General features: G+C 42.7%; 13 protein-coding genes. All 13 read left to right on the top strand.

All coding sequences use genetic code 11. The features are described from left to right. Positions 1 to 6: 6 nt before the first annotated feature. Positions 7 to 1782, top strand: a complete 1776-nt coding sequence (locus WKT20_RS10855) for a hypothetical protein (RefSeq protein ID WP_340417354.1) — start codon at positions 7 to 9, stop codon at positions 1780 to 1782. Beyond that, entirely contained in the window at positions 1779 to 4217 is a 2439-nt protein-coding gene (locus WKT20_RS10850; RefSeq protein WP_007897007.1) for an AAA family ATPase, read from the top strand. Before WKT20_RS10855 ends, WKT20_RS10850 begins: the two co-directional genes overlap by 4 nt. Beyond that, complete coding sequence (locus WKT20_RS10845; RefSeq protein ID WP_340417353.1) at positions 4202 to 5137, top strand: hypothetical protein; 936 nt, start codon at positions 4202 to 4204, stop codon at positions 5135 to 5137. The genes WKT20_RS10850 and WKT20_RS10845 overlap by 16 nt, the downstream gene beginning before the upstream one ends. Before the next feature lie 13 nt (positions 5138 to 5150). Then, complete coding sequence (locus tag WKT20_RS10840) at positions 5151 to 6029, top strand: TssN family type VI secretion system protein (RefSeq protein WP_340417352.1); 879 nt, start codon at positions 5151 to 5153, stop codon at positions 6027 to 6029. A 3-nt stretch (positions 6030 to 6032) separates the two neighbouring features. Beyond that, a complete protein-coding gene (locus WKT20_RS10835; protein WP_004310145.1) occupies positions 6033 to 7181 on the top strand; it encodes a hypothetical protein in 1149 nt (382 codons plus the stop codon). A gap of 20 nt (positions 7182 to 7201) precedes the next feature. Continuing rightward, on the top strand, positions 7202 to 7699 hold the full coding sequence (locus WKT20_RS10830) for a hypothetical protein (RefSeq protein ID WP_007897010.1): 498 nt from the start codon (positions 7202 to 7204) through the stop codon (positions 7697 to 7699). Beyond that, on the top strand, positions 7696 to 8142 hold the full coding sequence (gene tssO, locus WKT20_RS10825; protein ID WP_004310143.1) for a type VI secretion system TssO: 447 nt from the start codon (positions 7696 to 7698) through the stop codon (positions 8140 to 8142). The genes WKT20_RS10830 and tssO overlap by 4 nt, the downstream gene beginning before the upstream one ends. A 10-nt stretch (positions 8143 to 8152) precedes the next feature. Continuing rightward, positions 8153 to 9094, top strand: a complete 942-nt coding sequence (locus WKT20_RS10820; protein WP_065762683.1) for a PKD domain-containing protein — start codon at positions 8153 to 8155, stop codon at positions 9092 to 9094. Beyond that, entirely contained in the window at positions 9091 to 11439 is a 2349-nt protein-coding gene (gene tssR, locus WKT20_RS10815; RefSeq protein WP_340417351.1) for a type VI secretion system protein TssR domain-containing protein, read from the top strand. Before WKT20_RS10820 ends, tssR begins: the two co-directional genes overlap by 4 nt. Before the next feature lie 5 nt (positions 11440 to 11444). After that, positions 11445 to 12248: a DUF5457 domain-containing protein gene (locus WKT20_RS10810; protein ID WP_032589197.1), complete on the top strand. Its 804-nt coding sequence runs from the start codon at positions 11445 to 11447 to the stop codon at positions 12246 to 12248. Between the two features lie 511 nt (positions 12249 to 12759). Then, positions 12760 to 13155, top strand: a complete 396-nt coding sequence (tssD, locus tag WKT20_RS10805; RefSeq protein ID WP_004310139.1) for a type VI secretion system tube protein TssD — start codon at positions 12760 to 12762, stop codon at positions 13153 to 13155. Between the two features lie 110 nt (positions 13156 to 13265). After that, complete coding sequence (locus tag WKT20_RS10800) at positions 13266 to 15023, top strand: type VI secretion system Vgr family protein (RefSeq protein ID WP_340417350.1); 1758 nt, start codon at positions 13266 to 13268, stop codon at positions 15021 to 15023. Beyond that, positions 15020 to 16285 (top strand): hypothetical protein (locus tag WKT20_RS10795; RefSeq protein ID WP_340417349.1); only part of this gene is annotated, 1266 nt, incomplete at its 3' end. The genes WKT20_RS10800 and WKT20_RS10795, both read left to right, overlap by 4 nt.

The raw sequence follows: 16285 nt of genomic DNA, 5'->3' as shown, positions 1-16285 counted from the left end.
TGAACTATGCCCGACAAGAAACAAATTGCAATAAAGGAACGAATAGTAAAGCAGGCTATGGATTTTTGGGGCGTATCTGATATACGCGATATGGACCCAGTAATAGATTTGCTGCTTGAAGTTTTTGCCCATGAGTCCAACAAACTGTATCAAGAAATAGAGCAGTCCGACTCACGGATACTTCACCGCCTATCCAGAATACTCATAGGAAACAAATGGACTCTGCCCAAACCGGCTCATGCACTCATGACTATTACCCCCAATCATGGGGAATGTTGCGAACTTGATGCTGAAGATCATTTTTATGCAGAGAAAAACATATTTGGCAAAGGGGATATTCAAATTTTTATAACTCCTTTGTTTTCCTATAAGCTGGTTGATGCAAAAGTCAAAGCAATCGCATACAACGATAGTATAAGGCATTCAACCGATAGCTTTAGCACTCCAACACGCTTCCTTGGCCCTAAAAACCGGATAGCGGATTATTGCGTCTGGGTCGGGCTGGATGTGTCTAAAGAAGTCCTGCAAAAAATGGACTCTGTAATGTTTTGTATCAAGCCTTCCGATATGGGGTTGCTTCCGTTTATGAATATGGCTTTCTTCTATGACTGCACAGGAAACCGATTGAATGCAAAAACAGGCCTCCATGTTGAAGATCCATATAGTAATGCGCACTACTTTGATGAAATCCGCGATTTTTATAGTGACCTATATTTTAATGTGAGTATAAAAGATGCTTCCAAAGAGAAGCATACCTACCGAGAAATGTTTCCCGGTTATGTGGCCGACTGCGAGGTTCCGGACGACTCTGAGAATCTCTTTTGGGTCAAGATAGTCTTTCCGGAAATATTCACGAAAGAAAGTCTTGAAAATCTGGAAGTATATTTGAACACATTTCCGGTTGTAAACAGACAAATCATTTACAAACAGCATAATTTCCGTTCCACCGGACGAATTATACCCCTGAAATGTCCGAGCCGTACACAATTCTTGAACATACGCTCGTTTCAAGACAACAAAGGCCGGGAGTATGTAAACCGACTGAACCAGTATGAGGAAAATCCGACAGGTATATTCAGCCTGTATTTTGGCGACCTTGAACGATTTGATTCGGACAGCGCCCGCTCATTAATTTCAAAAGTGTTACAATTAATGAAAGAAGACGGGAGTGCTTTTGCTTCAATGAATCCGGATGCACTTTCGACGCAGCTCAAAGAGTTGTTCAACAAGATAAATGATATAGAGAAAGGATTGGAGGCCACGCTAAAAGGAGATAACAAAATAAAGGCCTTTGTTTTAAGTGTCCCCCAAAAGGATGCGACCAATGCCGAGATAAAATATTGGGTGACTTCCGGTTCTCTGGCGAACGGTTTCAATGAACGCACACTGATACAACAATTCAACATAGAAAAATATGACGCTTCAGGCATCATGTTGCGCACTTGTATGCAAGGAGGAACAACGCATGATAGCGAACAGGAACTTATTAATAGTTTAAGGTACGGTCTGTTGTCCCGGGAACGGATTATATCTAAAGAAGACATCAAAAGCTACTTGTTGCACAAGCTGGGAAAACACGTTGAATCAGTCGAAGTCGGTAATGGCGTGACTATATCTCCTGACAGCAAAAAAGGATTAATCAGAGTGACAGAGGTCAAGATAAAGTTTGGACAATTTGATAAAGATGAAATTCCCAATCTGGAAGAATTGGCCCATTATCTTGAAAAAGATTTGACTGAACGCTCTGTATGTAATTCAAACTATAAAATCAAATTCGTATGAATGATAGCAATTATAGCCCAAGTTTGGTGTCTGCCCTTAAGATAGCAAGAGGAATGGCACTTCAAGACAAGCATAACACGTTCGGCGTGTCACATCTTGTCATGGCCATGTTTGCAGAAAACACGGGTCTAAAGGAAATTTTATCCTCGATGCAGAAGGATGTCGGCTACATAATGGAATGGTTTGACACCCATCGCGAAATGTATAGGTCCAGTGGCACTTCCACAGAAGAAGTGGAACCTGATGAAGAACTGTCAAAGGTTTTGGATGAATCCGAACGGTCTAAAATTAAATTAGGAGCGGATTCCATAGACTCCATCTGTGTGTTTACCGCCATATTGCGTGAAGGTGTCGTGTATTCGCATCAGCAGATAGAGATGCTGGATGTTTCGGAAGATGACATATTGTCCCACTACAATGCCCTTACCCCGTTGCATTCTTATCAAGGAGAGGAAATGCAGATAACAGCAAGCGTTCCTTATGCCGACAACCTGAAAAAGCAAGAAACCATCAATGCCGGTGGCTTTGTCGTCGGTAGGGAAAAAGAGGTCCGTACTATTTTAGAATGCCTCGAACGCTCAGAGAACAAGGGCATACTGATTGTCGGTGAATCCGGTATCGGAAAGAGTTCCATCATCAACGCCTTTGTCAAAGATATTTGTGAGAATGAAGATGAGATGTTAAAGCAAATATCTATTGTCGGACTCAATACGGCAAAACTGCTCGCATCAACCTCGTCTGAAACGGAGATAGCACAAAAAGTTGTCAATCTGATGCACAAGCTAAACCAATTGGAACAAGCTGTGCTGGTGATTGATGATTTACAGGTTCTTTTGGAGAACAGCGTATCAGGCAAAGCATCCACACTTATCAACATATTAAGTGCGCAAATCAGCGAGGGAGCCGCAAATCTTGTTCTCACACTCACGAACGATTCTTACCGGAAGAACATCGAAAAGCATCCGATAGAAGGGCGTCTTGATATCATAAAGATTGAAGAACTGGATACGGCTACACTTGAAAGTGCCATACAATTACATAAAAAAAGGATTGAAAACTATTACGAGTTGAGAATTTCAGATGCGTGTATTAAAGATTCAATCGCACTCTCCAAACGATATTTTAAGGAACGCAGCCTGCCATCTGCCGCCATCGACCTGCTTGACAGAACCGCTGCTGCCGTCCGGCTATGCAATAAGAATGCACGAGCCAGTGTATCTGATTTGGAAACGGATTTTGAGGAAATAAAGAGTCTCGACGAAAAAATATCTGAAGGGGCGCTTTACTTACTGTACCGTTCTGTATTCAGCAAAATCAGTGTCGTATTGACCACCAAACTGTCAGACAACTATGTATGGGATAAAGAAGATGACATCGCGATAAAAGCAGGGCATTTGTCGGGCATCATCAAAGAATTAAAGGCTCTATCCGACCAGTCCATTGAAGAGATACGCTCTTCGGAAATAGAGGCGATTGTAGCGGAGTGCACCAATATACCTATCGGAAAAATACAAGCCCGCGAGAAGGACCGACTTTTGAGCATCGAGAGCAAATTGCAAGAACGGGTCAAAGGACAGAACCGGGCTATTACGACTTTATCAGATGCCATTATAGAATCACGCAGCGGACTGAGTGACCCCAAGAAGCCTATAGGTTCATTCTTCTTCCTTGGTCCTACAGGAACGGGGAAAACAGAACTCACAAAATCACTGGCCGAGTTACTGTTTGATGACGAATCAGCCATGATCAGATTTGACATGTCCGAGTTCAAGGAAGAACATTCGGCTGCATTGCTGTATGGTGCACCTCCGGGATATGTAGGATATGAGGAAGGTGGCTTACTGGTCACTCAAATCAGGCAGAAACCTTATTCGGTAGTGTTATTCGATGAGATTGAGAAAGCCCATAGCAGCGTTTATGATGTTTTCCTGCAAATGATGGATGAAGGCAAAATACATGATAAACTGGGCCGGGAAGGAGATTTTTCAAATTCCATAATCATTTTTACCTCTAATATCGGAAGCCAGTGGATCGTAGAACAGATACAATCCGGGCATACTCCTGATTCCGGAAAGCTCATCGAGGTTATGGCACAGTATTTTCGACCTGAATTTTTGGGACGTCTCACCGAGGTGGTTCCGTTTGCGCCAATAGATGAAAATGTCGCCAAACAGATATTCAACCTCCATTTTGGAAGATTGCAAGAACAACTGATGAAACAGAAAAACATCCAGTTGCATTTGTCGGATGAAGCATTGCAACATCTCGCAGACAAAGGTTATTCTCCCAAATACGGCGCACGTCCGATAGCAGGAATCATAAGGACTTATATCAAGAAGTCCGTATCCCGTCTGATTGTTTCTGAACAAATCAGACCGGGTGACAACATCGTCATAAACTATAGAAACGGTGAACTGATATGGGAACAATGTTAGCACAAAAGAAGCCCTTGGAAAACATCCAACGAAGTCAGGCAATAAATTTCGTCGCAGAAATCTTTTATGATGAACTTCAATTTATTCTTGACCGACGGCTGGTGGACCATACTATGGTTAATTGCCATGGTATGAACAGCCGTGTGAAATCCAGAGATGTATTAAGCGTTTCGGAACAGCATATTGCGACGGCAAATGCCGACAAAGAATATATATTGCTGAATCTGGCAAGAAACAGCATCTACCATCAATTGCCGGAATTGCTATTTCATCCATTGGTGCTTAGTACACCGGGTATGAGTAACAAAGAGATAGTTGAAGCCATCCGAGCCAATGAAAAACAGGATAAAGAACTGATTCAATTTTTTGCGCCCTTTGATACAGAATTTTTCAAAGAAAAGGTCCGTATCAATAACCGTCATCTGAATTTCTTTTCCGACCCGGACTCCAGGAAGAACTTCATCAAGATAATAGAAGTAATTGAGGATGTGGAACTGTCCATTACGTCCCATCAGAAATATAAGCTGTTCCTATTCCTCTGCAATGCAGAAAGGTATAAAGAGAACCTACCCGCTATCGAGCAACTGCTTCTTATCGTTTTGGGATTGAAGGTGAAACTGCGATTGGAAGTCCATAAGATAGAAGAGCCGGTTTACCTTTCAGTCGGCTCCGGATGTATCGGACAGACATTAGGTCTTAATGGTCTAATGATAAGCGAAACCGATGATTTGATGGCAACAATCATCATAGACACTCCGACTGATGAGTATGAAGAGATAAAAACGCATCTATCCAATGTCCGCCGGATACTTGAATTTTTCATCCTTTCAACAAGAAATATCGAAGTTGATTATCTGATACATGGAGAAACGGATTTTATACTCGGAGAAAACCGATTAGGATATAATATGAACTTATAAAAAAATTTATACAATGAAGATGTTGCTGTATTTTTTTGCTCGCTACTTATTGGCTCCATTATTTGTAGCCATAATGATATTTGTCTTGACCGGAATAAAAACGATCAAGAGCAAACTTAGCCTGAAGAAGTTAATCATATTCGTTCTTCTGGCTTCCATTGTCGTCGCTTTACCTGGTCTGTTCGGTTTTCTAAAAAATGAATATGTTTGGGGAGGCTTGACATTCACGATATTGTCCTATATCCTCCTCGGGACATTGTTCTGCAAACTTTCTACCTCCGATTTGTTCGGAGCAATCGGTATTGGCAACTCCCGAACAGCTATCATTCTCACTCTAACCACGATATGTGTTTTAGGCGGATGGTGCTATTATCTGCTGTTTGAACTGATAAGCAAACTGCCTTATTCATTATGGAACACAACAAATATCCTCTGGTTTGCAATCCCGTATCTGATTATGTATAGCAGGACCCTGTTCCTGGACATTCCACATCCGATATATACCCCATGGGAATTGAGCTATGGGACCTTTGACCGGAAATATTGGGACAACATAGACAACTTCGGCTTCCGAACGGTCAAAGTCAAGATCAAACGGAATATAAAAGACCCGACATACGCTTCGTTGGTTGTCCGCCTGCCCAATGAAATATCTCTTGGGAATTGGTTCAATTGGGTTATCGAAGACCAAAACAGGCGTTTCCCCCAAAACAAGATTGAAACAGAGAAGGAAGATATACAAATCGGATGGATGTTCTATACCTCAAAATGGTTTAACTTCCCGTTGTTCATAAGAATACTTGACCCCACTCTGACGAGTGAGGGCAATAAGATTAAGAATAATCAAACGATATATATCCGACGTGTACAAGTAGAAACAAAAACATCATAATATATGAAAACACTAACATATTTGCCTGTAAACTGGGTCAATGGTCTGAAGCTGACCAGCCAGCATTTCTTTGCAAACCAGTATTGCCAAACGGAAGCTCTCAACCGCGAAGCAGGAAGGAGTCTGACCAGTTATAACTATGGTCTTGGAGAGGTCCTTGAAGGGATAGGTGACAATCTTGAAATAGAGATTTCAGGTGATACCATGTCCACTCTCTGTGTCCGCCTGAAAAGCTGCAACGCAATCACCAAAGGCGGTCTACCCATCGTTTATTACGACGGTTTATACGGGGATGAGAAACCCTGTGCAACCATTTCAGAATCCGGTCTGCAAGCCGAGGACAGCGAGTATATGGTACTAATATCCGTAGATCCGTATCACTTGATACCTGTCGGTGAACCGGACCCGGAAGAGGTGCCTTTGCATCACCCGTATGTCTTGCCGAGCATAAAACTCCATATCGTTCCCAAAAACCAAGTCAACAAATCTTTCTACAGCCAGAATTTTTTGTTGGTGGCAGAGGTATGCAGACAAGGGAATACCTATAAAATCAATCATCAATATATTCCACCGGTACAACATTCCGCTTGCCACGATGGGATCAAAACATTCATTTCCCAATTGGCACGTACCCTACAGTCGATAAAAGAAGACGTGAAACTCATTTACAGCAGGAATGTTGCTGACAAGCGTAGAGATACGCTTGCCAATAATACATTTGAGCTGTGTAAGGCTTTCTCGGCCTTTTACAACTCAAGAATCTTCTTTATCGAACAAATCGCCTTAGAGCAACCGCCGATATATCTTGTGCAGGCCGTGAATGAGCTTGCAAACGGTCTGAACTCCGCTCTTCAAAGTCTTTCCGAAACGGAAAGAGAACAATTGCTCCAATATTTCTATGAGTGGACCAATGTCACACCCTCTGAATTTATCACGAAGATAGAGAGCCTAACCAAGCTTATGTATGACCATACCAATATAAACCAGTCATTGCAGACGGCAGGGGCATTTGTGACACTGCTCAGCAATATGTTCCACAAAATGAGTGAACTGGAATACATCGGAATGGTTCGTGAGAATATTATAGTAGGAGACGAAAGTCACGAAACAATAGAGGCTCAAAAGAAACGATCATGGTCATTTATAGGTTGATCGATTAAATCATAGCAAGTATGGAAGCAGAAAACAAAATAGCTCGTTTGAAAGCGAAACTCCGATTTACTTTGGTATTCGCTATCACACTGATTGTTACCACAACCGGAGGTATCGTAACGATTGTGACTGCACAAAAGGGAATATCCCTTCTTGAAAGCAAGAAGGCCGAATATGACAATGTGTTCAAGAAACAGGCAGAACTTAACTTCCAGATAGAAGAATTGTTCCGGGACTTGAACAATCTGAAGACCAAGCGGCGAAATTCGAGTGAACACAAGCACATGCAAAAATTGATAACCAAAAAACGGTTATTAATGGAAAATGACATTGCGATGCAGGCCGATAAAAGCAAGTACGAAGTGTATAAAGCTATGCTTGAACAGATCCGTGTCATCCAATCATCAATGGATGACCTTGACCGCGAAAGCAAAAAGCGTGAAAGCAACATGGAGCAACTTGAAAAGTGTAGAATCAAATATCAGGAATTAACCAAGAATAAACTGACGAAGCCATGACAAAAGACGAAATGCTATGGGGAAACATCCGTTTCCTCCTGCTGCTGATTTTCTCAGTAGCCGCAATTTATATCATACTTTGCCGGTATATACTCAACGTACCGACAGAGGACAGTTCGGAGTTGATAAACGAAATCAACCATTCCGAACGCATTTTTGAAATCCAGCATACACATATGCAGCAAGCGCAGAACATCTGGAATGAGATTGACTCTCTGGACTTCAACATTCATCAAGTACAAAAGATGGACGAGGTGAAGGATGGGATTTACCAATTGCAGCATATATACAAGGAAAACAATATGAATACGAAATTCCTTTTCGGCGTGTTGTCCTCCAGAATGCTTAAATGCCAATTCGACATAAAAGAGGAATTGAACAGTCTGGTACATAACAATGCACTGATTGAACGGGATTTGGAAGAATGTAAAGCCAATTTATAAAACATTCGCGATGGATAATAAGAAAACTATAACAATCATCATATTGGGACTGGTTGCCATAGCAGGTATCCTTTTGTTTTTGTTCCTGCCTTCGAAGTCGCACCTTGCCAATATTGACTTTTATGTGTATGACACCAATGATAATTTTCATTATGAGGTCAATGAGCGGTTGGAGCTATTAGTCAACGATACGGCAGCGATTAAAGGCAAGCGGCTCATATGGGAAATGGGAAACGGTGATACACTGATGAGAAATACGGATGTGTCATACACTTACCGTAAGGCCGGCAAATATCTTATTACTTTGAAAATAGACGGAAAACACTCCGTAAACAAGTATATCAAAGTTATCTCAGGGCTGGAGCATGAGGCCATTGATTCCATACCCCGTATAAATGGAGTGTCAGAGGGTTATCAAGGTGAAGAGCTGGTCTTTTCGGCAGAAGGCTATGGTATGGACACGTGGCTATGGGAATTTGGAGAAAGCGGTACTGTGGACGCATACGAGCAGCAAGTCGTGTATTCGTATGATATTCCGGGAGAATACACCATCTCATTACAAACCAATACGACGAAATATCCGGTGAAGCACCGTATAACCATTCTCCCACGCTTTGAAAAAGCAGAGGAACTGGTCACGGTGGATTCGTTGGTACTGGTACAGAATGATATAAAAAAACACTTGCAAGCCATAGCTGACGCCAAAGTCTCACAAAAGTCGGTCTATTACGAACATACGAATTATATCCGTAACAAATATTTTTGCATTGATGCAGACCAGGTAGTGGTCGTCATCAATGATGAAAAATACAATGACTTCAACGGCTATTGCCAAGGACTGCATTTTCTTGAAAGCAACAGGAAAAAGCGTGTGAGTATTGATGATGTGAAAATTGACGATTTGAATTGCGTCAAGTCCATCCATGTGACACAAAGTTATATTGAAAAATGAAACAACTGAATCTCATACGAAATCTGTTTTCTGTGGCCGTGATGATTACTCTTGCGTGCAACGTATCTGCCCAAGTGTCCATCCGCGACAGAATACAAATAATGGATAGGGATATATTCAACTATCCGGAATCAACAGAAGCTCCTGTCAAAACAAAGAAAAGCAAGACAAACAGAATTGTCTATTCGGACAGGACCGGAAATCAAAGTTATGAAGACCCGTATTTCCAACGTAAGCGGTCTTCACACGGGATTGGCACACCCTATTACATAGTAGGTGAAAAGAACGGAACCTACAAGCTCGTTCAGGCTGACCCAGACATTACAGGCAAGCCCAAGTCGATAATAGGCTTCCTGTATAACAGCAAGAGACACTTTAAGGAACCCCGTAAAGTCAATTATGCCGGATGGATACCATCGGAAAATGTACTGATGTACGACCATGCCCGTATTAATCCCCGCAACAACCAGCCGATAAGGTACCGTATAGGCATAAACAGCATTAACAAGCTGTTCGATATCCATCAATTCTTCAATGGAGATACCCTGAAAATATATGGAGAGCCGTTTTTGAAAACAACAACGGATGCGGTAGTTGTTAGCGGAGAGGTTGTTTACCTATACAAGTTGGACAAGAGCGGCAAATCCGCATTGATTTCCAATGTTCCCGCATTATCAGACAGTACCAAACGCTTTTTAGGGTGGGTTCCCGCTGACCTTCTTGCAGAAGTCGGCCAAAATGAGGTGTATCATATTGATTATTCACGATACCGTGATTCTTTGTTGTGTGCTGTCAACCTAATGTATCCCGATACGTTGGCATTACATAATGCGAATATTCAGGGTACGATGTTGTTCAACCTGGATGGAAACCCGGCAGGGCCTATAACGAATGGGAATATCCGGCTGAACTATCCTTTGTCCGTCTGGGACAAGAACTGGAATAAGATTATCAATATCAAAGGCGGAGACATCATGGTTTCCGATGTCCGAAAGATGGAAGCGGAAAACAAAAACGTGAACATACATCTACTGTTCAATGATGCCGACCTGCCTTATCTATCCCCATATATCAATGTGCTACAGAACCTAAAGCTGAAAATGAAGCCCGGGTATGACTACACTTTCTCGGCAACCTGCATATCCTCCAACGGAGAAAACAGACATTTGGCCCCAACCAAGGACTTTTCAGCCTGGCTCGACTATATCAAACAATCCATTTCTTCCAAGCGGAAAAACGAACAAGAGGAACAATCATCGTTTTACGGTTTTGGCGGGGCTATCAAACAAATCTCCCGTTATGATAACGAAAGCCGTTTCAGCAACAATGTATTTGTCATTTTAGGGTCAAAACAAACTTTATCCTTGCACGAGCAACAACTCTCGTGGCTGGCAACCCAACCGGCAAGGCTTCTGTTTGCCCAGATAGACAGAGCGTCAGGCACTTCTTATCAAGACTTCCTATTGCAGGCCAAATCCATTCTGGACAGCCATTCTACGAAATACATAGACCATATATCCAATTATATCGCAGACAGCAGACTGGTAAAGACGGAGCTGTTCAAGAACATAGAAGCTACGGATGCCAACTTATACCTGTACGATGCTCCATACAACAGCCTTACGGTAGGAGGAATCTTATTCCCTAAAGGTAGAAACAGGCTGGAAAGCAACGCTTTGGAAACAGCCTTGGATTCCGTATTATGGCAATCTTTCGAAACGGACAGCCTACTGTTGCACTCACTTAAAGATTATGAGCGAAATATAGGTGTCCTAAGAAGCCGTCCCACATCCGAACTGATGCATATATTCCATCATACGGAAAATCCTGACAGTATGAGCCTTGACGATATAGATAGAAACAGCGTGAATGACACCTACTATATAAAGGCCTCCGTAGCGGACAGTATAATGGACGGGTACGAATATGGATATCTACTCGATGACAAGGAAGTGATGGAACTGCTGCAAAGCTACAGGGGACTGCTCCCGGAGTTCTCAGATAACATAGGGAAAAAGGAGCTAAGAGTGCTTCGCAAGCAATTTAACCGGCAAAAGAAAAGCATAAACAGAAGTTTCTATCGAAAAGTATTGCCCAGAAATCCATATTTGGCTCAAATCTTCTATTGTAAGACGGGAGTCATGGCCAATGACAGCCTTTTAAATTCAACAAAGGTGAAGAAACTGAAGAAAAGAAAGGTTGAACTGACGGACTTTAATAGTGGCTATACAGCCCTGATTTCAAAGATGAAGAGACTGGAAGACATTTATCAACGCAACCTTTTCAGACCTGTATTCATCGCCGGCAAGAAATATTATTTTATTCCGAAACAATTAATACTGTAAATAAAATGGAACCAACAAGAGAACAACTACAGGCAGAGATTCTTGAAATCCTATATCAGAAGTGCCTCCAGAAGCCAATATGGGTATCTTGTGCAGAAATATTTTGGAGCATCAGCAACCTCAAGGTATCAGAACGGAGTGTCAAGGACGTTCTTGACTGGCTGGTAAAAAACGACCTTGTAATTTATCAAGCGGATAAATACCAGATTGCCAAGCGCGAATTTATGGATATATCAAGACGTAAGGCTCTTGAGAAAAAAGAGACCGAAGAAAATGCCGAAGTCCGGACTGTGGAGTATGGAACATCCATTCCGCCTCACACGATGAACCATCATCCATGGCTTGAACGAGAGTACCAACAACCTGTCGCAAAATCATCAAACACAATGTTTGCCATCATAGCATTAATAGCCTTTCTGATCAGCGGCACACTTGTTGGCATACTCCTGTTCAACAGCTTCGCAACGGAACGGCGCAATAATGCAGAACTGACATACCTTCCGGACAGCATACAGGTTCCCTCGTTACAGGTAAGCACGCCCGGATATATCCGTGACGCATATACGACCAACCGCAACTTCAAGAACATCCAAACTTCGCTGGATACACAGCAACGGATTAATGCTGAACTTATGGATATCTGCAAGGCACAACAATCCCAGATTAATATACTGACAACTTGCTCCAAACAACAAGCGGCGGACATCGAACATTTGGAAAAGGAACGGAAGATCTATACATGGATGATTGCCCTTGCACTCCTGGTATTAAGCTCATTGCTCATCTGCCGATATGGACGTAAGAATTAGGACATACGCAAACATTCAGACTGTATAGTCAATCTGCTAACGGTATCTGCCACTTTCATGCGGTGGATACCGTTTTTCTGCATTCCGGCAGCAGTTTGCTTTCCGACGGTTTCGTCCGTTCCTGATGAAACTTCTTCTACAAGTGTTATTGTACAATACCGGGAATCAATTTAATAGCGACACATCATCAACGGGGCGTGTTTCTAATCATATAGGACAGTGGCTTTATACACGAACATTAGTTTAAAACGTGTTAAAATGAAAACAACAGCCAAAAAAACGCACTAAAAAATTTGGAGAAACAAAGACAAGGACTTATATTTGCTCATATCAAAGATGATGTTTTATTTTCTTCTCTTTTTCCCACAATAAAACTGAGTCATCCGGAGGCTGAGAGGAAATTTCAAAAATCGTTTTTGAGGTTTTCTTTTTTTTGCATCTATACCGGTTAGGGCGCAAGGACGGAGAGACCGCAGTAAAAATTAAGTTTAACCCATTAAATCCAAGTATTATGGCATTTAGAGCATCATTGGAACTTAACAACAAGGAATTTGACGTCCTTTATTCAAACTATGAGTTCAGTCGTAACACGGACCCTAAAGGTATGCCCTCTTCAAGCGTATTGGGTGGTAGAGTAAAAGCAACCATCGAATCAACAGAAGACACTTCTGTCATCGAAGCGATGTTGAACAGTCCTTTCAAACCTGTAGAAGGAAAGATTATCTACAAAAAGACGGAGGAAGATGCCAAGATGAAGGAGATCCAGTTCAAGAACGCATACATCGTTCACTACTCGGAAACTCTGGACGCGAACAACGATGTGCCTATGACAATCACCATTACGTTCTCCGCTGAAGAAATCATTGTCGGCAGCGCAGCTCTTGACAACCGCTGGCCGAAGAAATAAATCGGCGTACATAGGTAAATCCTAAATCAAAACATTTGTCAGGCCGTCCGACGGACTTCCGCCGGACGGTTTTGGCAATTTGGATATAAACCGTCAAATATAATGCCGCCATGCTGGAACAAAAAAAAATCACATTGGAAATAGCTGGCATACCCATGCCGTCGTTTGTGCAGTTGATGCTCAAGCAGAGCATCAATGAGCACCACTACTTTGAGATAACGCTGGATATTCAGGCCGTAGAAATTTATGGCGTGGAAATCCCGGAGGCATCAAAAGACTGGGTCGGAAAAAAAGTAATCATGGACTTCGGCGGCACTTTTTTTGTCGGCGTGGCCACCATGGTGGGGCTTCATCGTTCCGGTGGGACACACGGAAATATAAAAGTGACAGGATATTCGTCAACATTCCTGCTGGAGTCGGACCACACCTGTGCCTCATGGTGCAACAAATCCTTGTCTGACATCGTCAAGGAACTTACAGACAAGGCAGGAGTACAAGCTCTTGTCAATCCGGAAACGAAATCGAAGATGGAATACGAATGCCAGTACGAGGAAACCAACTTCAGATTCATACAACGGCTTGCCCGCCAATATCAGGAATGGCTCTACTACGACGGACAGAACCTTGTCTTCGGGAAGCCACAGGCCGGCTCGACGACCAAGCTGACATACGGTGAGGAACTGTCTGTGCTCGATGTCTGTTCGCAGACACTTGCCCGACCCATAAAGGGAAGTTCTTACCATTCGGTGAACGACCAGACCTATAACAGCCAATCCCCCGATACCGCAGCCGGACAAAACACATTGGGCCAAGCGGCCTTTGACTCGTCATTGGCTTTGTTTACCGCTCCCGCTGTCCAACGGGCGGAGCCGCGCATAACCAATAAGGGTGAACTTGATGCCTATTTCCAACGCAAGCAGCAAAGCGACAGCGCCGCATCCAGTTTCATCACCGGAGAAAGCGATTGCCGCATCCTCACGGTGGGCAGTATCATAGATGTTCATACCGCTATCCATACAGGAATAGGTATCCACGTAAAAAATAGCATCGGCACCTATATCATTACGGAAATAACCCACGTAGCCGGTATGGGTGACAGTTACCAGAACTATTTCACCGCACTTCCGTCTTCTATTCCCACCCTTCCATGCCCGGATGTACCTCTGCCTGTCGCTCATACACAGCAGGCCGTGGTTGTCAGCAACGAGGACCCGAAAAAGTTAGGCCGCGTCCAAGTCAAGATGAACTGGCAGACCGGCCCGATGCAAACCTCGTGGATACGGGTGCTCACTCCTGACGCAGGTACAAGCGACAAAGTGGCCACAAACAGAGGATTTGTATTCATACCCGAAAAGGGAGACCAAGTCATGGTGGCATTCAGATATGATGACCCGAACCGTCCGTTTGTACTTGGCAGCTTATTCCATGGAAAGTCAGGCACCGGTGGCGGCAGTTCAAACAAAACAAAAAGCCTGACTACCCGCAGCGGTTGTACCATAACGCTTGATGATGAAAAAGGAAGCGTTACCATTGCTGATCCGACCGGAAGCACAATCATCTTGAACGGTGACAATACCATCACCATTGATGCAAAGGATAAAATAACCATCCATTCCAAAGAATTGGAGATACTTGCTGACGAAAAGATAAGAATTGAAGCCGATTCAGAGGTTGAAGTACTTGGCAAAACATCCACTTTTGAAGGTAAGTCCGAGGCAAAAATAAAAAGCGATACGTCCATTAAGGAAGAGGCGGCTACGATAGATATAAAAGCATCTGCCACACTGAAAGCAACGGGAGCAACCGTTGATGTGGATGGTTCTGCGATGACAAATATAAAAGGCGGTTTACTTAATTTTAATCCATGATAAATAACGAACATAATCCGATAGCCATAAGAATCAGCAACGTACAGGACTTATGGATTGAAAATCGGGAGAAATTTCCCGATGCAAAGATTTATTGTCTCGTTTGCGAACCGACTGATTATCAAATTGTAGAAGGATTCATACGGCTTGAAGCCTCCGAACATGGCTGCACGTCGGATATAATTGTCGGTTTCAAAGCTGACTATGATGATAAAACAGACTTTTATAAGTTCTTGATAAAAACATGGATAGATTCGTTTTCCATGGATGTAGAGAAAAATCCCGATTGGGATTGGGCGGATTTTTCTTCATTCAAGTCAGAATTGACATCTGTCAGTTCTCTAAGTGCAGATAAACTACGAGACTTGTATATTCGTCTTGTTACAAGTTTCAAGACATTTGTCGGAAACGACAATCTACTCGGCATAACCCTCTTCATATCCCGCATTGGCGATGTGGAAGCTCTGAATGAAGTAATAAAGGATATTGCCGAACGACTGCCCGCAGGGGTTGCGCTTATTCTAATTGACTATAAAAAGAGAGAAGTCTATGATATCCTGCTGTCTGAAATGAAAGGCAAGATATGCTTAATAGACATCCCCAATCAGAATATGACCGGTGCATACAAAGAAATTGCGACCCAAGGTAATCCACAAGATCCGAACGTAAAATATCGGAAATGCCTGTTTGAACTTGGAGAAGCAGCATCGAAAGGAAACAAGGATGAAGCAAAGAAGCTGGGACATGAACTGATAAGGCTAAGCCGTGAAATTGGCGGAACGGCATTTATGGCTTCGTCCTACCTTATGTTTGGGGGATTCATGGTAAAGTTTCATCGCGAAGCCGGATTCTGCCATGATTTGTTTGACAAAGGGATAGCTTTGGTCCTTCCCAAATACCATGATGAGCAGGATTGCGCACAAATCCTGTTACAACTCTATAATTACAAAGGAACTGTACACAGTTACAATAAGGATATAACAGAAGCCATCAAACAATTTATGACAGCCGTCAGAATAGCCAAGGAGGTCAATATGAAAACCGAGGTTGTAAATGAATACAACTATGCACTACTTATGGCATTGAAAAAAGACAGGCTTACATACGAACCGATCTTAAATGAGGCATTTGAGTATGGATACTCATTTTCTGACGAAGACTTAAAGATCATCAATCTCTCATTTATTGCCTCTACCTATCTTGACAAAACATACAGCCTTGATTCGTCAAAAAGAGACGAAATCTCAAAACGTATGTCTGAC

It is taken from the genome of Phocaeicola sp. ICN-14070 (assembly GCF_037892625.1).
GTDB classification, from domain to species: Bacteria; Bacteroidota; Bacteroidia; order Bacteroidales; family Bacteroidaceae; genus Phocaeicola; species Phocaeicola plebeius.
The sequence above is the reverse complement of the archived record's forward strand: the minus strand, read 5'-3'. Positions and strand labels throughout refer to the sequence as shown.